The organism is Rhizobium nepotum 39/7 (assembly GCF_000949865.1).
GTDB lineage: Bacteria > Pseudomonadota > Alphaproteobacteria > Rhizobiales > Rhizobiaceae > Agrobacterium > Agrobacterium nepotum.
In genome coordinates this window covers 194,791-218,336 of sequence record NZ_JWJH01000003.1, presented here as the reverse complement: position 1 = coordinate 218,336, position 23,546 = coordinate 194,791, and the positions used below count along the sequence as shown (strand labels likewise).

Genomic DNA, 23,546 nt, shown 5'->3' with positions numbered 1-23,546 from the left:
CTCCTCTTTCATCAATCGGTCGTTTTGACGAGGAAGCGCATACGCTCTTCCTCCGTCACGGTGGGTTTCAGACGTTCTTCCTCGTCGGTGACGACGGGGATCGCCGCGATCAGCGCGCGGGTATAGGGATGCTTCGGCTCAGCGAAGACGGCCGAGGTCACCCCTTCCTCGACGATCTCGCCACGCAGCATGACGGCGATGCGCGAGCAGAAATTGCGCATCAGCGACAGGTCGTGCGAGATCATCAGATAGGTCAGGCCAAGCTCCTCGCGCAGCTGCAGCAAAAGGTCGATCACCGTCTTCTGCACGGAGACATCAAGCGCCGCCGTCGGCTCGTCGAGGATGAGGATTTTTGGTTCGGCCGCCAGCGCACGGGCAATGGCTACACGCTGCTTCTGGCCGCCGGACAGTTCATGCGGGTATTTGCCGAGATAGGATTGCGGCAACCGCACCAGCCCCATTAGTTCCTGCATCCGGTTTTCGCGCGCCTCGCCGCCCATGCCGATGGATTTCAGCGGCAGGCTAAGCGTCTGCCTGACGGTGCGCTTCGGATTGAGGGAGGTGCCCGGATTTTGATAGACGATCTGCGTCAGCCGCTTGCCACGTCCCGGAGACGGGGCGTCGATGACGAGACTGCCGGAGGTCGGGCGCGAGAGGCCCATGATCATCCGGGCAACCGAGGTCTTGCCGGAACCGGATTCGCCCGCAAGGCCGAAAATCTCGCCGTCCTTCAGCGTCAGGTTCACATCGCGCACGGCATGGTAACCGTTGCGCCTGCCGTAAATCTTGTTCAACCCTTCGATTGTGATGATCGGCGAGCGTATGCTTTGCGCCAGATCCGTCACGCGCGGGCCGTAAAGCGGCGGCACCGCATCCAGCAGCGAACGTGTGTAATCCGCAGCGGGAGCATGCAGGATTTGCGCGCAGGGACCGGTCTCGACGATATCGCCATGGTGCATGACCACGACCCGGTCGGCCACCTTGCGCACGACGCCGAGATTGTGGGTGATCATCAACAACGCCATGTTTTCTTCGGCCACCAGCTGGTTGATGAGATTGAGAATTTCATCCTGCGTGGTCACATCGAGCGCGGTGCCGGGCTCATCGGCGATCAGGAGCTTGGGCTGATGCAGCAGCGCAAGCCCGATCAGCACGCGCTGGCGCATGCCGCCCGAAAGTTCTGACGGATAGGCATTCATGACCCGCTCGGTATCGCCAAGCTGCACGCGGCGCAGAACCGCCGCGATGCGGATGCGGCGCTCTGCCTTGGACGAGTTGATGCCGTCGCGCTTGTCGGCAAAGCGCATGACATCGTCGAGATGCGTGCCGATCTTGAAGACCGGATTGAAGGACGACAATGGGTCCTGCATGATCAGCGAAAACGCCGTTCCCTTTAGCGCCTCGCGTTCCCTCCGCGGCATGGCGAGCACATCCCGGCCGTCGATGACGATGGCCCCGGAAGCTATCGCGGCATTCTTTGGCAGCGTGCCGATGATCGTCTTGGCGGTGACCGATTTTCCCGATCCGGTTTCGCCGATCAGCGCCACGCGCTCGCCGGCGGCGACCGTGAAGGCGACATTGCGCAGCACCTGCCGCGTACGGCCATAATTGGTGAAAGTGACGTTGAGGTTTTCGACCTTGAGAAGCGGTTCAGTCATGGCTTTAGCTTTCCACGTCGAACATGTCACGCAGGCCGTCGCCCAGGAGATTGAAACCCAGCGTCACGTAAAGCACGGCCGCACCGGGGCAGAGGACTTCCCACCAGAAATCCGGCATGAACTGACGCCCGTCGGCAACCATCGATCCGAGGTCGGGGGTCGGCGGCTTGACACCGAAACCGAGGAAGCTGAGCGTCGCACCGAAGAGGATGACGAAAGCCGCATCCAGCGTCGTCTTGACGGAAATGACCGAGACGCAATTGGGCAGGATTTCGCGAAAGAGGATATGCAGCGGCCCGGCGCCGGCAAGACGTGCGGCTTCGATGTAATCCTCGGACGCGATGGACTTCGAGACCGAATAAATTAGCCGCGCATGCCAGGTCCACCACAGAAGCGTGATCGCGATCATGGCGTTCGTCAGCGTCGGCTCCAAAAGGTTGGAGACCGCCAGCGCCATGACGAGCGGCGGCATGGCCAGCATCACATTCGTCAGGCCGCTGATGATCTTCTCGATCCAGCCACCGAAATAGCCGGCAGCCAGGCCAAGCACCGTGCCGACGGGAACCGAAATGCCGAGCACGCCGATGACGAGAAGAAGCGAGACCCTGAGCCCGAACACAGTGCGGGAGAAGATGTCGCGTCCGGCCTTGTCGGTGCCGAACCAGTGCTCCAGATCCGGGGGCATGTGGCGGGCGCGGAAATCGACGACAGCGCCGATATGTTTGGGATAGGGTGTGAGCCAGGGCGCGAAAATCGCCAGCACCAGCACCGACAGCAGGATCAGCGAACCGATGACCGCCGCCGGATTGCGGCTGAAGCGGTACCACATCATGTAACCGGCGCTTAAGCCCCGATCGGTGGGTTCAAGCATTTTCATATCAGCCATCAGCGAGCCTCCTTGCGGCGCAGGCGCGGGTCGATGATCGAGATCAGGACATCAACGATCAGGTTCGCAACGATGAAGAACAGGCCGGCCACCAGCACCACGGCGGTTACGGCATTGAGGTCTTTCTGAAGGATGGAATTCAGCCCGTAGGAGGCGAAACCGCCCCAGGCGAAAACCATTTCGATCACGAAGGCGTTGCCGATCAGCGAGGCGAATTCGAGCCCCATGATCGTCAGCGGCGCGATGGAGGAAAGCTTCAGCAAATAACGGAAGATGATGACCCGCTCCGGCACGCCGAAGCTTTGCAGGGTGAGCACATGATCCTTGCGCTGGTTCTCGATCATCGAGGAGCGCGTGATGCGGGTGATCTGGCCGATGCCGGCCATGGAGAGCGCAAATGCCGGCAGCGCAAGGTGTTTCAGCGCGTCCAGCACCACATCGAACCGTCCGGCAAGCGTCCCGTCGATCAGGATGAAACCCGTCGGACCGCCCTGCCAGCCGAGCGCATGATCGATCCTGCCGATGATCGGCCAGCCGGAGATAAAGCGGGCGGCCAGCAATTGCAGCGTGATAGCGAAGAGAAAACTCGGGATCGTCACGCCGGTGAGCGAGAGGATGCGGCCGATATGATCGAGCGGCCGGTCGCGGTAATGCGCGGTGATGACGCCGAGCGGGATGGCGACGGCAAACATGAAGATGACCGAGACCAGCACCAGTTCGACGGTGGCGGGAACGGTCTGCGCCAGATCGGTGGTGACGGGACGCTGGGAAACCAGCGAGAAACCGAGATCGCCGTGCAGGGCGTTACTGATGTAGTCGAGATATTGGGCGGCGAGCGGCTTGTCGAGACCCATCTCGCCGCGCAGCGCATCCACCTGTTCCTGCGTAGCGGCTGGACCCAGCGCCATGCGGGCGGGATCGCCCGGCACCACGCGGGCCAGAACGAAAATCATGATGGACAGGGTGATCATGACCAGCACGAAAGCGCCGAGCCTGTTCAAAATCGCGACCAGCGGATGTTGCTGCATCAGTGGAACGTTCCTTGTGCATCAATTGCCTGAGCACAATTTTTCACCGCACATCCTTTTGAACAATCGCCGAAAGGTATAGTTTTTTGATAAATGAGTATAGGTTTTTGAATTCAAATCCCCTATCCCTTTGCGAATGACGCTTCTGCCGCGCACCCACCTCTGCCGCCGCATCGCCAGCGAAACCGCGGGCGTGATCTTTCTGCGCGCGCCGGCAGGCGCCGGAAAAAGCGTTCTCATGGACATGCTGGCAAAAGAGCTTGGAACGGAGGTGTGCCGGACGCACCAGCCACGAAGCGATGATGCAACAAAAGGCTGGCTGCTATGGGATATCCCGGTCTTCGCACGCGCCGTCCGCATGCCCGCTCCTATTCTGGAAACCGTGCGTTTCGTGGTCATCGCCTGCCGTCCGGATCAGCGCATCAGCGGACTGGCACGGCAAATCCTGCATCGCGGTTCACTCACCATCGGGCCGGAGGAACTGACTTTCAGGCAAGACGAGGCGGATGGCCTTTCTGCCGAGCAGAAACGCCTCGCGCTCAACGACTATGCGGGCTGGCCGGCCTTTCTGTCTCTCGCCTGCGAGCCCGACGAAAAACTGTGTGCCGACTATCTGCGGGAAAACTATCTGCCCCATCTTTCGCCTGCCCAGACGGTTGCGCTTTCACTCTGGCTCGAAGAGCCGTCAGCAGACCCCGGAGAGGACTGGGTGGAACTCCTGCCGCCTTTCCTGACAGGAAACCCGGAAAAGCACGGCATGCTGATACGGCTTCTGACCGTGGCAGTGAGAGAACGTCTTGCGACATTGCAGGCCAGCAGCGCCGTGGTGGAGATCGCCTCGGCTTTCGAAAAGGAAGGGCGCGCGCTTGCGGCAATGGCGATGCTGCTCGACCGCGGTTATGAGACCCATGCCGCGCAAATCCTCGAACGCGCCGATGGCCGCGAGCTGATCTACAGGAGTAGCGTCGACAGGTTTCGCGAAATCATCATGCGGTTTTCGCAGGACATGATCGCGGCGAATGAAACCGTCCTCTTCGCCGTTACCCGCGCACTGCTGAAACAGGGTGAATTGCAGCGCGTGCGCCATCTTCTCGGCAAGAGCCTTGGATCGGATTATCTCGACCCGCTGAAGGTCCTTGCCCGTGGCTCGCGTTTTTCCTTCGCCGCCCGCACGTTCCGGTTGAATCTGATGATTGCCGAGGACCTAACCCCCAATGACGCGATGATAACGCGGCTGGGGGAATTCATGGCCGATTATCCCATGGGCGACCACGGCAAATGGGCGGCCTACTACAATGCGCTGCTGGAATTCGAAATCCGCCGCCGCAATTTTCGCGAGGCAGAGGCCGCCGCCGCCCGCGCCCTCATCTATCTGCGCAAGATGGGCGGTCAGCCGCTGCTGGAATTCTTCATCCATCTGCACCAGATCGTGCTGCGACTGATGAGCGGCGATGTGCTCTTGGCCCGCCGGGCGGCGCAGGAGGCCCGCACAAGGCTGGAGCAGGTGCAGCATGACGCCGCGCAGGAATTCCGGATGCTGCGACTGGCTGAGGCCTGCCTCGCCTACGAGGCCGGAAAGCCGCGCGATCTGCTGCATTTCGTCGAGCATGAATTCGATCATTTCGCAGCGGCCGAGATATGGCCGAGCCTGATGCAATTTGCCCTGCATTATGCCTCGCAGGTTCTGATCGATCATTTTCCGATGACCGTTCGCCCGGGCTTTCTCGACGGGTTGTGGATCCATCTTTCGGAGGGGCTGCAATTCCACGCGATGATGGAGATCAGAACGGCCATCGCCTACCAGAATGCCAATCGCTGGGCTGATGCGGCCGCGACGCTATCTGCAATCCGCATGCCGATGGGTCGCAACTGGGTGGAGAGCGCGCATGAGGACCTTGCCCGTCTGACGCGGCGAGACGAAATCGCCTATGTGATGGCATGGCTTCGCGATGCGGTGCATCTTTTCACGCCGCGCGCCTATCTCTCCCGGCAGATGGACGCGATGATCGCCAATCCCAAGGTCACCAACCGCGAAAAGGTCGCGCTCAGAATTTGGCAGAGCTATGCCGCGCATCAGCGCCGCGACAACGCTGCCGCCCGCGCCCATATTCTGACCGCTTTGGAATCGGCGACGCGCCTTGGTTGCAGCGGCGTCCTGTCGGAGGAGCGCATCTTCCTGTCGCCGCTTCTGAACAACCGCCGTATCCGCAGTTTCATGGAAACCTCTTCCGACGTCCGGACAGCTTTGTCGATTTTCGCCGCTTCGGTGAACTCACCGCAGGCGCGCGCCCTGCATGGCGGACTTTCACAGCGGGAAACGCAGATGTTGCAACTGCTCGCAAGCGGTATGTCGAACAAGAAGATCGCGCAGACGCTCAACATCTCGGAAGTGACGGTGAAATTCCATCTCGGAAACCTGTTCCGCAAGCTCGATTGCAAACGCCGCGCGGAAGCGATCCGCGCGGCGAAAGCACTGGGCTGGCTCTGATCCCAACCCCGAACAACCGATCGGAAGAGCCGGCGCCCCGCCCGAGACCTATTCCTCCCGGAAGGCGCGGTTGATCTGGTCCGTCAGCGGCTTGGCGATATAGGACAGAGCGGTACGCTCGCTGGTCTGGATGAATGCCTCAGCGGGCATGCCCGGCACCAGCGGCGCATTGTTCAGCTTTTTCCGCTCGGAAACCGGCATGGTGATCCGTGCCAGATAATAGGAGAGACCGGTCCTTTGATCGGTGGTGATATCCGCCGCGATGCGACTGACATGGCCTTCCAGTTCGGGCGTGACGCGCTGATTGAACGCGGTCATGCGCAGCATGGCTTTTTGCCCCACCTGTAACTGGTCGATGTCCTTCGGCACGATCTGCACCTCCAGCGCCAGTTCGTCACCTTCCGGCACGATGAGCATGATCGGATCCGCCGGAGTTACCACACCGCCCACGGTATGCACCGCCATTTCATGCACCATACCGGATTGTGGCGCGACGATATCGATGCGTTTCAGCTGGTCCTCGGCGGCCACCTGCCGCTCGACATATTCGCCTGTCTGCGCCTGTATCTCGCGCAGTTCGCGCCCGACCTCGGTGCGCAGTTCCTGATCGATCTGCAGGATCTGCAGTTTCGTTTCGGTGATCCGGCCCGCAGTCTGCGCCTGATAGGCGATTTTTTCACCGCGCTCGCCGCCAAACGTCGCGGCCTGGGTCTGCAGGCTGTTCAGCCGCTGCACGGACACGACACCCTGTTCCCGCAGCGATTTCTGCGAAATGATTTCGTTCTGCAAGACCGCAAGCCCGTTGTCATAGGCGATTTCCTGCGCCTTCAACCCTTCGATTTCATGTTCGAACTGCATGATGCGTTCGGCAAGCTGCGCTTTCCGCCCCTCGCGATAGGACTTGCGGAATTCGAACAGCTTTGTTTCGCTGCGCATGGCGGAGGCGACATCGGGATGATCCTTGCGCACCATGAGCGCCGGCGGAAAGACGAGTTCCGACAGATCGTCCCGCTCGGCCTCCAGCCTTGCCATGCGCGCGCTCAGCTCGTCCAGCCGTTTGGTCACAATGGCGAGATTGGCGCGGGTCTGGGTCGCGTCGAGACGCATGAGGACATCGCCGGCCTTCACCTTGTCGCCTTCGTTCACCAGAATTTCGCCAACAACGCCGCCGCTCGGATGCTGCACTTTCTTGGTATAGGAATCCACCACCAGATGACCGGATGCGACGACCGCACCGGCAAGGTTGGTCGTTGCGGCCCATCCGCCGACACCGGCCAGCAGCGCAACGCTTGCGGCAAGGCCGGCAAAAAGATGTTTGCGGATGGAACGGGACACATGGCTGCGCTGATCAATTTTTGACATCCGTATCTCCTTCCTGGCTCACCTCTTCCCGGCCGTCTTTCAGCACTACCGCCTGGGGATTGGTATTGGCGACAACGCGCAGCGGCGAAATCGTTTGGGCGGAAGCGGCAAATCCCTTGGCTACCTGCCCGTTCGGCGCGCGCAGCACTTTCGACAGCACTTCGTCGCGTGGACCGAAAGCTTTCATCCGCCCCTCCTCCATCATCAAAATGAAATCGACGGCACCGATCGCGCTTGGCCGATGGGCGACGACGACGGCAATGCCCATGCGCGCCTTGACCGAGGCGATTGCCCTGACGACGGCCGCCTCGCCTTCCGCATCGAGATTGGCGTTCGGCTCGTCCAGCACCACGATGAAGGGATCGCCATAAAGCGCGCGGGCAAGACCGATACGCTGGCGCTGCCCGGCCGAAAGCGCGGAACCCGCCTCACCGATATCGCTGTCGTAGCCCTTTTCGAAACGCAGGATCAGTTCATGCGCACCGGCGGCTTTCGCCGCGGCGATGATGGCCTCGGGATCGGGATCGTCCTCGAAACGGCAAATGTTCTCGCCGATCGTGCCGTCGAACAGCTCCACGCCCTGTGGCAGATAACCGATGTGACGGCCGACCGTCTCGCGATCCCATTGATCGAAGCTCGCACCGTCGAGCCGCACCTTGCCGGCTGCGGGCGTCCAGGCTCCGGTGAGAATACGCGAAAGGGTGGATTTGCCGGAACCGGAAGGGCCGATGACGCCAAGCGCGCTCCCGGCGATCATGACGAAACCAAGTCCCGCGACGGTCGGTTTTCGCTCTCCCGGCGGAACGATGGTGACGTTCTCGACCCGGAGTTCCTTTTCAGGCTTCGGCAGGGCCATGGCCGAGGCTGTGGCCGGCATCTGCGCGAAAAGCTCCCTCAGCCTTACCCAGCTCTGCCGGGCCGCCACGAAGGATTTCCAGTTGGAGATGGCGAGATCGACGGGCGCCAACGCCCGGCCCATCATGATGGAGCTCGCAATCATCACGCCGCCCGAGGCCTCCTGCTGGATGACCAGCCATGCACCGACCGCGAGAATGGCCGATTGCAGCACGATCCGCAGGTATTTTGCGATATTGCCGAGACCGCCGGCTACGTCGCTCGCCTTGCGATTGGCGGCAAGATAGGCCTCGTTGGAAACCTGCCAGCGTCTGCCGAGCCGACCTCCAAGCCCCATGGCCTGCACGACCTCGGCATTGCGGCGCGAGGCTTCCAGCTGCCGGTTGCGGGCCATGTTTTCGACCATGGTGTCGCGGATCGGCTTCTGCGAGAAGATATTGGTCAAAATCGTAAGCGATATGAGCAGGATGGCGCCGGCAAGCGCCGTCACACCGATCCAGAAATGAAACAGAAAACATATGCCGAGATAGAGCGGCATCCACGGCAGGTCGAAAAAGGCGGTCGGCCCCGTACCGGATAGAAAGCCGCGCACATTGTCGAGATCGCGCAACGGCTGCAACCCATCACCCGGCATGCGGTTGACGAGCGGCAGGCGCACCACGGCATCATGCACCTTGCCGGAGTAACGCATGTCGAAATCTTCGCCGATGCGGATCAGAACCCGCGCGCGGATGATATCGAGCAGGCACTGGAAGCCATAGAGGCCAAGCGCGAGAAGAGCGAGCCCGATCAGCGTCGGTAGACTGCCGCTGGCCAGCACCCGGTCATAGACCTGAAGCATGAAAAGCGGCGAGGTGAGTGCCAGAATGTTGACCACGCCGCTGACGAGGGCCACACCGAAAAACGTGCTTTTAAGGGGCGAAACAACCGCCGCAGTGAGGGACTGCGGCGGTGTCTGCTGGTGGTTTTGAAAGCCCACAGCCTGATTTTCCTTTACGCGGCAAGCGCCGATGCACTGGCGAAAATGAAGTCCGATGCGTCGAGTACGCTGGAATCTACTCCGTTAAGAGTGATGGATACGGACGTGTCCGTTGCCGAAAGGATAACGGCATTGCCGTTATCATTATACCACAACAAATCGTCCACCGAAGTTGCGCCCCAAGCGGAGACATCCAGCGTATCCGTACCATCCTGATAGCCGTAAGTTCCGGTCGGGCCGGCACTCACAACATCGCTGCCGCCGGAGAATACGAACGTGTCCGCGCCGGCAAAACCCGTCAATGTGTTGGAGGACGCAGTATCCTCGATCACCGTGCCGGTAGCTGCGAAGTAATCATAAAAGCCGGCAAGCGAACCGAAACGGGCAAGCTGGTACACGGCGAGATCGAGAAGATCGCGCGCGCCGGCCAGCGAGTAGGCGCTGTCGGGGTCGATCAGCAGTTCCTGCTGGCTGACGGCGATGCCGCTTGTGGACTGGCTGTAGCCGGTGCCGAGAACGATGCTGTCGACCGAACCCGTCAGGTTGCCCTGGGAGTACTGCAGAGCGCCGCTCATGACGATGCCCTTGCCGCCGGTACTGCCATCGCCCCACGCCTCGTAAGTCGTGTTCGGATCGATGGTCGTCGTTGCAAGCGAGCTGGTCTGAGCGTCGTAGAACGCACCATAGGTCGAACCGAAACCGCTCGTCCAACCGTTGAGGTAGCCGATCAGGTCGGAGGAAGACTGCGTCAGTTGAATTGTGGTAGCCATAGGTGTACTCCTTTGCTGGCCAATACAGATACCTTGGTCATGTGACGAAGGCGTTTTATCTCCGGGACGGGCTGCAACCCCGGCCCGGAGAATTTCTTCCGCATCTCAGAACTTCACGTTCATCGTCGCGATAAAGGTGCGGCCCGGCGCCGTATAGGCACTTGCTGCCGGGATATATTTGCGGTCCGTCAGATTGTTAACGGCGAGCCGAAGCGTCGCCTTTTCATTGAAGGCATAGGAACCGTAGAGATCCACCGTCGTGTAAGGATCTGTCACCTCGCGCAGATTGCCCTCCGTATCGAGTGTGCGCGACTGTGTGGGCGTGACATGGTTCAGCCGCGCGCCTAGCGAGAATTTTTCGTCGAAGAAACGCATGCCGCCATCGAGCGTGAGCTTTACCTTGGGCGCGACATCGCCGGGCCATGCGACGATCTCACCGCTTGTGGTGGTCGTGCCGTTGGAGAAAACCTGTGTTTTGTCTGGCCAGTCTGTCTTCAGCAGTGTCGCCGAGCCGCCGATCCAGAAGCTGCGGGCATCGTAATTGCCCTCGAATTCAAGCCCGCGCATGTCAGTCGTGCCGTCCAGATTGACGAAGCTGGTATAGGTGCGGTCCGAGACCTGATCCGTAACGAGATAACCGAGGGCGATATAATCCTTCACCTCGCGGCGAAAGGCGGCCATTTTGATGCGGACGGAATCGTGGTCCAGCAGCACGCCGTCGAAGCTCATATTCGCGCCGATTTCATAGGTTGTCGCCTTTTCAGCCCGCAAAGCTTCGTTTGGAGCGTATTCGTATCCGGGGCTGTCACCCGGACGCGCGCCAGCGAACAAGGCCTCGAGAATTGTCGGTGGGCGAAGGCTCTGGGAATAGCTCACATAGGGACGGAACCAGTCGACGGGTTTCAGCTCGATTGTAGCGGAGGGCAACCAAGCGCTGTAGGAGCGATCGATATCGACATCATGCGAGGGGTACTCGGTAACTGTTCGAGGTGGCGTGGTCGTACCGGTGCCAGGCATACAGCCGGCCGAGGCATTGGGCCAGGCGCGCGCCAAGTAGAGCGCGTAGCGCGCGGCCCAGCTCGGGTTGGCGGGAAGGAAGACCCGATTGAAATAGTCGAGGGGCGTGTAGTGGTTGCGGACCGGATCGCAAGCGATCGAAGTGTCCACCTGATAGTTGCGGGTGCTGTAATAAGTCGCAGATCCCTTCAGGCGCGACCAGTCGTAACGCACCCCACCGCTTATCGTGATCCAATCCGCCGGCTCCAACTCGCCGTTGAGGAACAGGCTGGCGACATCACGCCGCCCCGCAGGGCTGAAAGCCGTGTAGCTGCTGGCGTAAGAGGGGTTCTGGCTAATAGTGGAACTGGTAGCACTCGACGAGGCAATATCCCGAAAAGCTTCCGCGCCATAATTCAAACTAAACGCACCCGCTTTCGTATCGAAACGGCTGGTATTTTCCAGACTGCCACCAAAGCTGCGCAGGCCCATGTCAAGATTCGTTTCGGCAGCATATCCGGCGCTACTCACGCCAAGTGGCCTGCGATCGGCACGCAACTCGTGCGTCATATTGTCGTTCAGCCACAGCGACGACTTGAAGTCGATGAGTTCGCTTTCCGGGTCCCAGTCCAGCTTCGCGACGACGCTGTCGTTACGCACCCTTTCCCGGTCGATCACCTCGGCAGCGCCCTGAACGAAATCGTTCTGCTGATGCAGCCATGACAGTGACGTCCGCACATCACCAAAGTCACCTTCGCCCTTGAAAAAGGTTGACCAGCCGTCCCGGCCGAGCAGGTCTTTCATCGTCAACGCGGTGCTTCGGGCCTCGCCTTTGGTTCCGATCTTATATTCATCCATGATCGTGCGGCTGTAACCGGCGACAAAGGAAAGAGGACCTTCCGGCTCGCGAATGGCGGCCAGAACCGAACCCTGAAAATCGTAACCATTGGTGCCCCGAGAGACATTCACCTCTCCGCCCTTGTTCGCACCCTCGGGGATCAGATCGGCAGCGCTGACGGTGCGGAACTCGACCTTGCCGCCCAGCGAACCGGCATTGCCGGAGGTGGCGTTGGTCATTTTTTCGACTTCGACCGCGCGAATGAAGGCGACATCCACATAGGCCTGACCATTATTGGCAGAATAAATTGAAGCGCCGCCGGTGCCAAAACCACGCTGCGCATTCTGCCGCGCGCCGTCGATGGAGACGACCACGCGGCCGCTTTCCTGCAAGCCGCGTACATTGGGCGAAACGGTCGGGAAGCTGCCATTGCCTTCACCGGCATAAACGCCGGAGACGCGGTTGAAGACATCGCGCGTGTTGCGCACGCCGGCGGACTGGATCGCCTCGCGGCTGACAACGCTGACGCTGGCGGGGGTTTCGTAAACCCAGTCGGGCGTGCCCTGGTAACCGGAGCCGGCGGCGGCATTGCGCCCGCTTTTACCGGTCAAGGTGATGGTTTCAAGAACCGTGGTGCCTTCCGCCCCGGAAAGATCGACAGCGGCCTCCTGCCCGGTGCCGATGATGACGGTCGTGCCGTTACCGGCGATCCGGAAATTTACGCCCGTGCCCGCCAGAAGTCGCGCCAGCGCCTCCCGCACCGTGAAACTGCCGGTGACGGCATTGGTGCGCACATTGCCGGCCGATGGCGTGGCAAGCGTGATCTGGAGACCGGATTGCCGCCCGAAAGCGCCGACAACGGACGATAGCGATTGGGCGGGAATGTTAAAAGGCCGCGTCGCGCCATGCTCGCCAGCCGGTCGCTGACCATTTGCGGCATTCGGCCCGCTCTGCGCAAAAACCGGCGTCGAAATTGAAACGACGGCCGCCGTCGTCGCCAGCAACACGGTGATACGTGCCTGCTGTGCCGCTTTTTTCCCTGAACCGGTCTTACGTGTCTGGAGGCGCATACTGCTTTCGTCTTCCTGTCTTTCGTTCCGGATATATCTTGACCGGATTACTCAACAAAAAGACGATTGCCTCGACGCTTTTTTTCATGGTTTCGGAAGAAATTTTATAAGCTACTGAAAATAAATAGATTTATTGATTCAGAAGCGGGTGATGATGCGGGCGGTGCCGGCAATCGCATGCACCTTGCCGTGATAGGGCTCCACCAGTGCTTCCAGCGCGCGGTCCGGATCGCGAAGGTTGTAAAAGCCCGTCACGCGCTGCTCGGCAAGCGTCTTGTCCGCCATCGTCAGCCATGCGGGATGATAACGCTGGATTTGCTCCACGACCGAGCCAATCGTCGCATCCACCACGTAAAGCTCGCCGTTGCGCCAGCCGCCGATATCCTCGACGGCGACGCTCTCTTTCCGGATGGCGCCGGAGGCGTCGACAACCAATATCTCGCCCGGAACAAGCCGCGCTGGCGGCGCATTGCGGAAGGAGGCTTCCACCGAACCGTGCGCAAGCGCGACCTGCGTCACGCCATCTGTCAGATCGACATCGAAAGCCGTGCCCAGCACCTTAACGGTCACGTTTTTCGCCTCCACGACAAAGGGTCGGCCGCTGTCCGGCACGACATCGAAAAAGGCTTCGCCCTTCAGCACCCTGACGCTGCGACGGCCATTGGCAAAATCGGTGGAAAGCGCGCTCGCAGCGGCAAGCTGCACCCGGCTACCGTCTTCGAGGGTTATGGTGCGGTTTTCGGCGGTGCTGGTCTGATACTCGGCTTCGATACGGACGAAAAGCGCAGGTACGAACAGCACGGCAAGACAGAGAGACGCCGCCGCCACGGCCATGCCGGCATAATGCCGCGCGGACCAGCGCCGCCGCGATGCCTGTTGTGTGGCCTTGCCAGGCAAATGCGGCGCATCTTCCCAGAGGCTCTTGAGAGCAGGCTCCACCAGACCGAGGTTTCGCCATGTCTTGCACGTCCGCTCCCAGGCCAGACGGTTTGCCGGCGAGGCTGCAAGCCACTGGTCGAACTCCGCCTTCACCCGCTGTTCCGAAGCACCCGCCTGCAGCCGGATCAGCCAGTCAGCCGCTTCTTCCGCCTTGCCCGTCGGCAATTCTATTTTTTTATCGGGATCAATGGTCATTGAGCCGGGCCAGTTCCTTTGACTGGGCGGAGGAGCCGCCTCGTCTTGCGCGTTACTATAAAGACGTTTGATGAAGAAGTTTTTTTCACAGGATGGGACAATAAAGGCTATTTTACTGCATTTCTTTAGTAATCGCGGCAATGCTACCCTTAATCAGACGGTGAGCGCTGGCCACGGACACACCGAGGTGACGAGCGATCTCTTCCATATTGTAACCGCCGAATCTATGCATTTCCAATGCCACCCGCGCCTGAACCGGCAGGGCGGCCAAGATAATCTGCATCTGCCGGACTTCATCGCAAAACAGCGCATGTTCCTCGGGCGTGCCGTGGTCCTGCGGCACACCCCAGAAGGGAGTGTCGTCCGGCCGCTCCCGCAGGTCCTGCCGGTTGCGCCGACGATTGTCGAGGGCGAGGTTGCGAACGATGCGGAAAAGATAAGATTTCAGGTTGGAGGGATTGCCGGAGCCTTCGGGAACGAATTTCAGGAACGCTTCCTGAACCACGTCTTCCGCATCCGCACGCGACCCTAAAATGAGGGTGGCGTATCTGATCAGGTCGATCCTATGCGTGACGTAAGCGTTATAACGCCTGTCATCTTCCCGTATGCCCATGTCTCAACCGAGAGAAATTTCAAGGATCAACGAACTGCAAGCCCCGAATGGCAGCGCAGTTTTGCTGCTCAAACCTCTAGCACCCAAACCGCGGATCGAACAGATATTTCATGACTATTATCATCAAGAATTTATGCAGGCGCGGATCGTGCAACAGCCGGAGACACGCAGACCCGGCAAGCGTTGCCGCCGGGTCTTGATCGCGTCAGATAGCCCCGTCGACGATCACCATCGGCCGGCCCTGCGAACAGGGTTCGATACGCGCGTCGATGCGATAGATATCGCGCAGCATGGCGGAGGTTATCACCGCCTCGGTGCTGCCGCTCACCACCATTTCGCCACGCGCGATCACCATCGTATTCTCACAATAACGAAGCGCGTGATTGAGGTCATGCAAGGCGATCAGCACGATCATGCCGGTCTTCTGTGCAAGATCGGTGACGAAGCCCAGAACCTCGATCTGCCGGTGAAGATCGAGCGCAGATGTCGGTTCGTCCATCAAAAGCACTTCGGGCTTGCGCGCCAAGGCCTGCGCCAGCGACACCAGCTGCCGCTGCCCGCCCGACAATTCGCCAAGTCCCCGAAAGGCGAGATCGTGAATTTTCAATGCCTTGAGAATGGCATCGATCTCGAACAGTTCATCGTCGTGAACACGCCAGCCGCCGCCGCCCTGCTTGGCGGAAAGCAGCACGGATTCGTAAACCGTCAGCACCGCGTTGGCGCCGGTGTCCTGCGGCATGTAGCAGATGGCGCGGTTGCCGCGCGCCGTATCCGACAGTTCGACCAGTCCGGGACCCGAGATCAGGCTGGCGATGCGCTTGAAAAGCGTGGATTTTCCAGCGGCGTTGGGGCCGATGACAGCCGTTACGCTGCCGCCTTCCAGCGTATCGATGCCGACCTTGGAAAGAACGGTGGTGCGCCCGTAGGCGGCGCCGACATCCTTCAGTGCGAGCGCTACCATGCGCGTCTCCTGTTGCCGAAAATAAGCGCGAAAAAGAAGGGTACGCCAACCAGCGCCGTGATGACCCCGATCGGCAGAATAGCGCCGGGAATGAGTATCTTGCTGATAACCGAGGTTGCCGATAAAAGCAGCGCCCCGCAGATTATCGAACCGGGCAGGAAGAACCGCTGGTCCTCGCCCACCACCATGCGGGCGATATGCGGGCCGACAAGCCCGACGAAACCGATGGTGCCGACGAAGGAAACCGGAATGGCGGCCAGAAGGCTGACGGTCAACATGGTCTGCAACCTGAGCCGGCGCACATTGATGCCCATGCTGGCCGCCTTGTCGTCGCCCAGCCGAAGGGCTGTCAGCGCCCAGGCGCTGCGCATGAAGATCGGCACGGTGACGAGAAGAATGCCGCCGGTAACATAGACCTTTTCCCAGGTCGCCTTCGTCAGGCTGCCCATGGTCCAGAAGACGACGGCGGCAAGCGCCTGTTCGGACGCAAGATATTCGAGCAGCGACAATGCCGCATTGAAGGTGAACACCAGCGCGATGCCGAGCAGGACGATGGTCTCGACGGTGACGCCGCGCATCGTCGAGGCGAAATGGATGAACAGGGCAGCGACCATGGCCATGATGAAGGCGTTGATCGGCACCATATATTGCACGGCACCCGGAAAGATTGCCACGCCGCCGACAAGGGCCAGCGCCGCACCGAAACTGGCAGCGGCCGAAATGCCGAGCGTAAACGGGCTGGCGAGAGGGTTGGACAGGATGGTCTGCATCTGTGCGCCAGCAACCGAAAGCGACGCACCGACAGTGACCGCCATCAGAGCGATCGGCATGCGGATATCCCAGATCACCACCCGAAGCTGGTTTGCGGCAGCAGCCGGATCGGCAATGGTCGCCAGAACTTGCGAAAGCGTGTAGCGCGCCGGGCCAAGCGCCATGTCGGCGGCCATGCTGAAACAAAGGGCGATGAACAGCCCGAAAAGAATAACGATCCTGCGGGCGGCAAGGGCGCGATATTGATCGCGCCCGCTCACGCCGACGGCGCTTTCATTCAACGAAGTCATTCATTCGAACCTTTTTCGAGGGAGGCGAAATAGCCCGGTCTGTAGGTAACGGGGAGAAACTTCCGGTGAAATTCCTCAAAATTCTTTTCCGGATCGAGATCGGTAAAGAGGTCGGGATGGAACCACTTGGCGAATTGCTGGATGGGGAAAAACTCGTAAGGCGCACCGTAGAACTGGTGCCAGACGGCGTGGACATCGCCTTTTTTGACGGCCTTCAGTTCAGGAAACGGCGTGCGCTTCATCAGGTTTGCCAGCCGCTTTCGGGAAAGAGCCATATCGGCTCCACGCCCTACGGGAACGAACTGGTTGATGTCGGATTCCGCCGCCCAGTTCGAGCCGGTGACGATGACATGGTCGGGATCGGAAACGACGAGCTGTTCGGGATTGAGATCGCCGAACGTCGTCTTGATGATACCGTCGGCAATATTGTGGCCGCCGGCCAGATCGACCATCGCGCCGAAATTGACGGGGCCGAAGGTGCGGCAGCAATTGTCTTCGCCGGAAATGCCGGGCGCGCGCTCGATGAAGACGTTCGGACGCGTAAGGTCCTTGACGCTGGCGAGCCGGTCGGTCACGCGGGCGATCTCGGTGCGGCGATAAGCGATGAATTCCCTAGCGCGTTCTTCGGCGCCGAACATTTTCCCGAGAATTTCAATCGAGGCTTCGCTGTTCTTCTCGGGATCGAGGCGGAAATCGAGATAGACGATCTTGATGCCGGCGGCGGAAGCCTTTTCTTCGAAACCGCTTTCTTTGGCGGATTTTTCCGCTTCCAGATTGAGGGTGATCACATCAGGCGAAAGGGTGATCGCCGTTTCCAGGCTGAAATCGCCCTGCGGCACATAACCGAAGCGCGGCAGTTTTTCGATCTGCGGAAAACGCTCGACATAGGCGGCGTAGCTGTCTGGATCCTTCTTGAGAAGATCGTCGCGCCAGCCGACGATGTTTTCGAAGGTCCGGTCGCCTTTCAGGGCCGCGATGACGTGAATCTGGCGCGCCTCGCCGACGATGACACGTTTGGCAGGCAGATCCAGCTCCACCTTGCGTCCGGCAACGTCGGTGATCTCCGCTGCCAAAACAGGCACGGCGAGAAGAGAAAAAGCCAGCACCGCAAAATGCCTGAGGGCGTTGAGCCGCATGAGAAGTCCTCATTGAGTTCCAAAAGAAAATGATGAAGCCGCATGGCTGCGGCTTCATCCATCGATCAGACGGCGCTCCTCTTCACCGTCTACGTCTTACTTGGCGTCCTTCAGCGATACGAAGTAACCGGGCTTGTAATCGAGCGGCAGGAAGCGGGCATGCAATTCCTTGAAGGTCGCCTCGGGGTCAAGATCCTTAAAGAGATCCGGATGCAGCCACTTGGCGATTTCCTGGATGGCGACGAACTGATAGGGATTGTTGTAGAACTGGTGCCAGATGGCATGAACATTGCCGTCCTTCACCGCCTGCACGCCCGTAAAGGCCGGACGCTTGGTCAGGTTTTCGAGCTTGCGATGGGCTTCCTTGATATCCGCGCCATAACCGACACCGACCCAGTTGCCGCCAGGAACATAGCCGTTCCAGTTGCCGCCGGTGATGATGATCTGCTCCGGATTGGAGGCGATGATCTGCTCGGGATTAACATTGCCGAACGTGCCGGGAATGATATCTTTCGCCATGTTGATGCCGCCGGCAAGCTCCACCATCTTGCCGAAATTCTCGTTGCCGAAGGACATGCAGCAATCGTCGGAATAACCGCCGGCGCGTTCAATAAAGACCACCGGCTTCTTCGGGTTGGCCTTGGCGAGCGTATCGGTAACGCGGGCGATGGAATCCGCGCGGAACTTGATGAAGTCCTCGGCGAGCTTTTCCTTGCCCGTCAGCTTGCCCATCAGGCGCATGCTCGGCTCGGTGTTTTCCATCGGCTTTTCACGGAAGTCGACATAGACCAGGGGAATGCCGACCTTTTCGAGCTTTTCGACATAGCCGGCTTCCTGCGTCGCCGTCTTCGCGTCGATGTTCATCAAAATGACATCGGGTTTCAGCGCGATGGCCTGCTCGATGTCGAAGGTGCCGTCCTTCATGCCGCCGAAGGTCGGCAGCTTGGCGATCTCAGGGTATTTGGCGAGATAGGCGTCATAGGTTTCCGGATCGGCCTTCGCCAGATCGTCGCGCCAGCCTACCACGTGCTGGAAAGGATTTTCCTTGTCGAGCGCGGCCAGGAAGTAAATCTGGCGTCCCTCGCCCAGAATGACGTGCGAAACGGGAACGTTGACCTCGACATCGCGGCCTGTCACGTCCTTGACGGTTACCTTTTCGGCGAATGCCGGCCAGGCGGCGGATACGAGAAGGCCAAGGGCAAGTGCCGCGAATTTGGCTGAGATGCGCATCGGATATTGCTCTCCAGTGTTGACTGTCGCGGCTGTATTATTTTCTGACTGTACTAGTCAAGATTTATGTTTTAGAGCCATTCTTAACTGACCGGTACATGAGCTGAAGAACAATGATCGACACTATCCAGTATGGTAAAAACGACAGCCTGAGAGACGAAATCAAAGCCTATTGGTCCGGTCGCGCCGCGACCTTCGACCTTTCTCCCGGACACGAGATTTTTTCGGAAGAAGAGCGCGCGGCCTGGCATGCGCTGGTGTTGAAGCATCTGGGCCAGGGCGAAGGCCGCAAGGCGCTCGATCTGGCGAGCGGCACCGGCGTCATCTCGCATCTGATGGACGATCTCGGTTTTCAGGTCACCGGCATGGACTGGTCGGAAACCATGCTGGAGCTTGCAAGGGCGAAGGCGAAAGCGCGCGGGCGCAATATCCGCTTTTTCGTCGGCGATGCCGAAAGCACGATGGAGCCGGACGAAAGCGCCGACGTCATCATCACGCGCCATCTGGTCTGGACGCTGGTGGACCCGCAGGCAAGCTTTGCCGAATGGTTCCGCGTGCTGAAACCGGGCGGACGCCTGCTGATCGTCGATGGTGATTTCGTCAACACCGGCTGGCGTGAAAAACTGGTCAAGAAGCTGGCGACCGGTCTGGAAAGCATCGGCCTCGTGAAACCGGACCAGCCGCACAAGCCGGCGGACCCGGCCAACACCTTCAGCAGCATTCTTTCACGGGTCTATTTTTCGAAAGGTGCAAGGGCCGGCGATGTCGCGGCGCTGTTGCGCGAAACCGGCTTCGAACCCGTCGCGATCGATCAGGAACTTCAGGCCATTCATCGCGCCCAGTCGAAAAACTTCAGCCTGCTGAAGGGTATTTTGCGCGGCCTTCAGCACCGCTATGCGGTTTGTGCGGTGAAGCCGGATACTTCCGGCAAGGGCTGAAGGCCGTTCAACCCTTCGTCACCCCGGACCTGATCCGGGGTCCAGTGCGATCAAGTCCTTGATCGCAAAAGACTCTACTCACGGCGCAGACGCGCCGTGGCTGGATGCCGGATCGAGTCCGGCATGACGGATGACGAGAACTCCGCACAGGAGCTCATTTTTCCATCCGCTCGAAGAGATCATCAAGCCGGGGTTTGGCGCGGCCGGGCACGTCGATCGATTTGTAACTCTGCGGCAAGCTCGCCTCCCCCACCTTGATCAGCATCACCATGCCCATGCCGTAATGCGGTGAGCATTTTATACCGTAAAAGCCCGGTCGTTCGAAACCGGTCTCGAATTCGTCGTTGATCCGGCTTTTGAACCCTTCAGCACCTTCAGGAATCATGCCGTCGATAGTCGCGGCATTGTGGCTCTTGTGGGTCGGCACGAAGCGCACGCGGTCGCCGGGGGCGATCTCCAGAAAATCGGGTTCGAACACCATCGGACCTTTTCCGCCCCGGTTCAGCATCTTCACTTCGAAGGTTTCGGCCGTCGCGTGAAAGGGAAAACCCGCAGCCGTCGCGAGGGCGATTCCGGCAAAAGCGTAAAACGATTTTGCATCCGGAAGGGCGCCAAAGCGAAGATTTTCAAGCATTTTCAACGTGATCATCGTGCCAGCACTTTCTTTGCGTGGTCGACCGTCCCGTGGGCAGGCAGAAAACGAATATGGGAAAAGCCGCCCTCGTCCGTGGTGACGACGGATTGCACGCCGAAAACGGCGGCTATCGTCGCAGAGGTCAAAACCTCGCGCGGTGGGCCGACTGCGATCAATTCGCCCCGATGGATGATGACAACCCGGTCGCAGAACATGGCGGCGTGATTGAGATCGTGCAGCGCCGCCACAACGGTCAGGCCCTGCCGGCGCACCAGATCGAGCAGGCCGATCTGATGGCCGATATCGAGGTGGTTGGTCGGCTCGTCCAGCAGCAGGATGTGCGGCTGCTGCGCCAGCGCCCGGGCAATGTGCAGGCGTTGGCGTTCGCCGCCTGAAAGGTGGTGCCAGTTGCGATCCGCCTTGTCCGCCATGTCGACATTTTCGAGCGCGGCATCGACGATGGCATCGTCTTTTGGCGACCAGGCGGACAGCGGGCCGAGATAGGGCGTGCGCCCGAGTTCCACGGCCTGCCGGGCGGTGATGCGCTCAGTGGTTTCAGCCTGCTGCTCCACGAAGGCGAGCCTGCGGGCAAGTTCCCGCCGCCCGAATGAGACAAGCGGCTCCTCACCAAGCGTGACATGACCCCGGCGCGGCTTGCGAATGCCGGCCAGCATGGAAAGCAGCGTGCTTTTGCCGGAACCGTTCGGCCCGATGATGCCGAGAAATTCACCGGAGGCGACCTCCAGCGAAACCCCGCGCACGATGTCGAGAGTGCCGGCATGGAAATGCAGATCATGGGCGGACAATCTCATGACCGGCCTCTTTTCTGCCCGAGAATGAAGGCGAAGGCGGGCGCACCGACCAAAGCGGTGATGACACCGATCGGCAAAACCTGGCCCGGAATGACGATGCGCGACAAAATATCCGCCACGATCATGAAAACCGCACCTGTGAGGGCCGTCACCGGCAGCAGCATGCCGTGGCGAACGCCAACGAAGATGCGCGCCGCATGCGGAATGACGAGGCCAACGAAGCCGATGGAGCCGACCAGCGACACCATGACCGCCGTCATGATCGCCGAAACCGAGATCAGCACCGCATAGACCCAGCGCACCGGGATGCCGAGCGACGCCGCCGCCTGCCCGCCAAAAGCGAAGGCATCGAGCGCACGGGCATACCAGAGACACACCGCAAGCCCTGCAAGACTGACCGGCAGGGCCAGCCAGACATCCGGCCAGCGCACGCCCGAAAGATTGCCCAGAAGCCAGAACATGATGCCCCGCGCCTGTTCGGCATTGGCGGATTTGGTAACGACGAACGACGTCATGGCGTTGAACAGCTGCGAACCAGCCACCCCCGCCAGAATGATGGCGCTGTTGCCGTGCCCTGCCCGCACCGCCAGAAGGCTGACCAGCGAAAACGCAACGAAAGCCCCGATCAGGGCGCCCGCCGGCATCGTCAGAAACCCTGCGCCGAAGCCCAGAAGCGCCACGGCGACTGCGCCGGTGGAGGCGCCTGCGGAAATGCCGAGAATATAGGGATCGGCGAGTGGATTGCGCAAAAGCGATTGCAGCACAGCACCGGCCAGCGCCAGCGATGCGCCGCAGCAGGCGGCGACAACGGCGCGGCTGAGGCGGTAACTCCAGACGATGCCCTCATCGAGCGGCTCCAGCGGATAACCCGCATGAAACACACGATTGGCGATGGTTTTCGCCACCACATCGAACGGAATTGCGGTCTCGCCGATGGCCGCACCGGCCATCAGCGCGACGAGCAGCAGGGCGAGTGCAGCAAAAGCCAGACCCGCCCTGCCAAGATTGACGGAAAAACCGTTCACTTGGCGAAGCCGGCAGTGGAAATCGCCTCGGCCAGCGTTTCGATGCCCTCGATCGTGCGGATGGTCGGGTTCATCGCCTGCGCGTCCATTTCGAAGACATGAGCCTCCTTGACGGCGGGCATGATGCTGGCAACCGGATCGGTGGCGAGAAACTTAAGCTTGACGGCAACATCATCGGCGGGGAAACGGCGGCGGTCCATCTTGCCGGCAACGATCACCGATGGATTGGCCTTGGCGATGGTTTCCCAACCAACGGTCGGCCATTCCTCATCGCTCTCAATGACATTCTTCAACCCGAGCGCGGACATGATGTAGCCGGGCGCGCCATTGCGTCCCGCCACGTAAGGGTCGATATCGAGTTCAGCGCTGGAGAACCAGAAGACGGCCGAAAGCTTGCCATTCGCCGAGGCGATCTTGGCGCGGGCGGCTTCCTCGCGTTTCTTCAGGTCGGCGACGACTTCCTCGCCGCGATCCTGAACGTTGAATATCTGGGCGAGGTCGCGGATTTCCTGGTAGATCAGATCCATTGTGAAGACGGATTTGCGCACGCCGTCACCCCCACCGGAATTGTCCTTGCCCATGCAATCGGCAGGCGACGTATAGACGGGAATACCGAGTTCGGCGAATTGCGCCGGCGTTCCGACAACGCCTTCGGGGCCGATCTGCCACTGGAACTGCGTCGTCACGAGGTCCGGCCTCTTGCCGACCACCGCCTCGAAGCTCGGATCATTGTCGGCCAGCCGCTCCACCTTGGCGTTGGCGTCCTCGTAACCCTTCAGAACCGGGCCGATCCACAGCGCCGTGCCCACCACCTTGTCGGCGACGCCGAGCAGATAAAGAACCTCGGTCGTGCTCTGGCCGACGGAAACGGTGCGGGCGGGCGCCTGCTTGAAGGTGATCTCGTGGCCGCAGCTTTTGATCGTCAGCGGATAAACGGTTTCGGCAGCATGAGCGGCTCCGGCAGGCAGGGCCGAGAGTGCAACGGCCAGAAGACCGGCGGAAACCGGCAGGTGTTTGAAATGGAACATATGTTCTCCAGTCAGAATACGTGGCGTGATCCGCAGAGGCGCGT

19 protein-coding genes are annotated in these 23,546 nt (G+C 60.3%); 2 read left to right on the top strand and 17 right to left on the bottom strand.

Annotation, left to right across the window (positions count from 1 at the left end):
* Positions 1 to 11: 11 nt before the first annotated feature.
* Genes RS75_RS04200 through RS75_RS04190 form a run of 3 tightly spaced genes read right to left on the bottom strand, consistent with a single transcriptional unit; the run spans position 12 to position 3,572 of the window.
* A complete protein-coding gene (locus RS75_RS04200; RefSeq protein WP_045017654.1) occupies positions 12 to 1,658 on the bottom strand; it encodes an ATP-binding cassette domain-containing protein in 1,647 nt (548 codons plus the stop codon).
* A 4-nt stretch (positions 1,659 to 1,662) separates the two neighbouring features.
* Positions 1,663 to 2,544, bottom strand: coding sequence for an ABC transporter permease (locus RS75_RS04195; RefSeq protein ID WP_045017652.1), 882 nt, complete (start codon positions 2,542 to 2,544; stop codon positions 1,663 to 1,665).
* Positions 2,544 to 3,572 carry an ABC transporter permease gene (locus RS75_RS04190; protein WP_045017650.1) on the bottom strand — a complete coding sequence of 343 codons (1,029 nt, stop codon included), beginning with the start codon at positions 3,570 to 3,572 and terminating at the stop codon, positions 2,544 to 2,546. Before RS75_RS04190 ends, RS75_RS04195 begins: the two co-directional genes overlap by 1 nt.
* A gap of 136 nt (positions 3,573 to 3,708) precedes the next feature.
* Here RS75_RS04190 and RS75_RS04185 point away from each other — a divergent pair, with 136 nt between their 5' ends.
* Positions 3,709 to 6,060 carry a helix-turn-helix transcriptional regulator gene (locus tag RS75_RS04185; RefSeq protein ID WP_045017648.1) on the top strand — a complete coding sequence of 784 codons (2,352 nt, stop codon included), beginning with the start codon at positions 3,709 to 3,711 and terminating at the stop codon, positions 6,058 to 6,060.
* A 48-nt stretch (positions 6,061 to 6,108) separates the two neighbouring features.
* Here RS75_RS04185 and RS75_RS04180 read toward each other — a convergent pair whose 3' ends face one another.
* The 10 genes from RS75_RS04180 to RS75_RS04135 form a co-directional block, all read right to left on the bottom strand.
* A complete protein-coding gene (locus tag RS75_RS04180) occupies positions 6,109 to 7,422 on the bottom strand; it encodes an HlyD family type I secretion periplasmic adaptor subunit (RefSeq protein ID WP_045017645.1) in 1,314 nt (437 codons plus the stop codon).
* A complete protein-coding gene (locus tag RS75_RS04175; RefSeq protein WP_045017643.1) occupies positions 7,409 to 9,256 on the bottom strand; it encodes a type I secretion system permease/ATPase in 1,848 nt (615 codons plus the stop codon). Before RS75_RS04175 ends, RS75_RS04180 begins: the two co-directional genes overlap by 14 nt.
* 14 nt (positions 9,257 to 9,270) lie before the next feature.
* Entirely contained in the window at positions 9,271 to 10,026 is a 756-nt protein-coding gene (locus RS75_RS04170; RefSeq protein WP_045017641.1) for a calcium-binding protein, read from the bottom strand.
* 105 nt (positions 10,027 to 10,131) lie between these two features.
* Complete coding sequence (locus tag RS75_RS04165) at positions 10,132 to 12,930, bottom strand: TonB-dependent receptor (RefSeq protein WP_045017640.1); 2,799 nt, start codon at positions 12,928 to 12,930, stop codon at positions 10,132 to 10,134.
* 138 nt (positions 12,931 to 13,068) lie between these two features.
* Positions 13,069 to 14,064, bottom strand: a complete 996-nt coding sequence (locus tag RS75_RS04160) for a FecR family protein (protein WP_045017638.1) — start codon at positions 14,062 to 14,064, stop codon at positions 13,069 to 13,071.
* A 112-nt stretch (positions 14,065 to 14,176) separates the two neighbouring features.
* Positions 14,177 to 14,677: an RNA polymerase sigma factor gene (locus RS75_RS04155; RefSeq protein ID WP_045017636.1), complete on the bottom strand. Its 501-nt coding sequence runs from the start codon at positions 14,675 to 14,677 to the stop codon at positions 14,177 to 14,179.
* A gap of 205 nt (positions 14,678 to 14,882) precedes the next feature.
* Positions 14,883 to 15,638, bottom strand: coding sequence for an ABC transporter ATP-binding protein (locus RS75_RS04150; RefSeq protein WP_045017635.1), 756 nt, complete (start codon positions 15,636 to 15,638; stop codon positions 14,883 to 14,885).
* Entirely contained in the window at positions 15,632 to 16,699 is a 1,068-nt protein-coding gene (locus RS75_RS04145; protein WP_045017633.1) for a FecCD family ABC transporter permease, read from the bottom strand. The genes RS75_RS04150 and RS75_RS04145 overlap by 7 nt, the downstream gene beginning before the upstream one ends.
* The gene (locus tag RS75_RS04140; protein WP_045017631.1) at positions 16,696 to 17,835 is read right to left on the bottom strand and encodes an ABC transporter substrate-binding protein; all 1,140 of its coding nucleotides are present in this window, start codon (positions 17,833 to 17,835) and stop codon (positions 16,696 to 16,698) included. The genes RS75_RS04145 and RS75_RS04140 overlap by 4 nt, the downstream gene beginning before the upstream one ends.
* A gap of 96 nt (positions 17,836 to 17,931) precedes the next feature.
* Positions 17,932 to 19,065: an ABC transporter substrate-binding protein gene (locus tag RS75_RS04135; protein ID WP_045017629.1), complete on the bottom strand. Its 1,134-nt coding sequence runs from the start codon at positions 19,063 to 19,065 to the stop codon at positions 17,932 to 17,934.
* A 113-nt stretch (positions 19,066 to 19,178) separates the two neighbouring features.
* Between RS75_RS04135 and RS75_RS04130 the strand changes: the two genes are divergently transcribed.
* Positions 19,179 to 20,003 carry a class I SAM-dependent methyltransferase gene (locus RS75_RS04130; protein ID WP_045017627.1) on the top strand — a complete coding sequence of 275 codons (825 nt, stop codon included), beginning with the start codon at positions 19,179 to 19,181 and terminating at the stop codon, positions 20,001 to 20,003.
* A 154-nt stretch (positions 20,004 to 20,157) separates the two neighbouring features.
* Here the strand turns inward: RS75_RS04130 and RS75_RS04125 are convergent, their stop codons facing one another.
* Genes RS75_RS04125 through RS75_RS04110 form a run of 4 tightly spaced genes read right to left on the bottom strand, consistent with a single transcriptional unit; the run spans position 20,158 to position 23,502 of the window.
* Entirely contained in the window at positions 20,158 to 20,652 is a 495-nt protein-coding gene (locus RS75_RS04125; protein WP_045017625.1) for a pseudoazurin, read from the bottom strand.
* The gene (locus RS75_RS04120; RefSeq protein WP_045017622.1) at positions 20,649 to 21,449 is read right to left on the bottom strand and encodes an ABC transporter ATP-binding protein; all 801 of its coding nucleotides are present in this window, start codon (positions 21,447 to 21,449) and stop codon (positions 20,649 to 20,651) included. Before RS75_RS04120 ends, RS75_RS04125 begins: the two co-directional genes overlap by 4 nt.
* Positions 21,446 to 22,474 (bottom strand): FecCD family ABC transporter permease, encoded by a 1,029-nt coding sequence (locus RS75_RS04115; protein ID WP_045017620.1) that lies wholly within the window; start codon positions 22,472 to 22,474, stop codon positions 21,446 to 21,448. The genes RS75_RS04120 and RS75_RS04115 overlap by 4 nt, the downstream gene beginning before the upstream one ends.
* The gene (locus RS75_RS04110) at positions 22,471 to 23,502 is read right to left on the bottom strand and encodes an ABC transporter substrate-binding protein (protein ID WP_045017617.1); all 1,032 of its coding nucleotides are present in this window, start codon (positions 23,500 to 23,502) and stop codon (positions 22,471 to 22,473) included. Before RS75_RS04110 ends, RS75_RS04115 begins: the two co-directional genes overlap by 4 nt.
* Between the last annotated feature and the right edge of the window lie 44 nt (positions 23,503 to 23,546).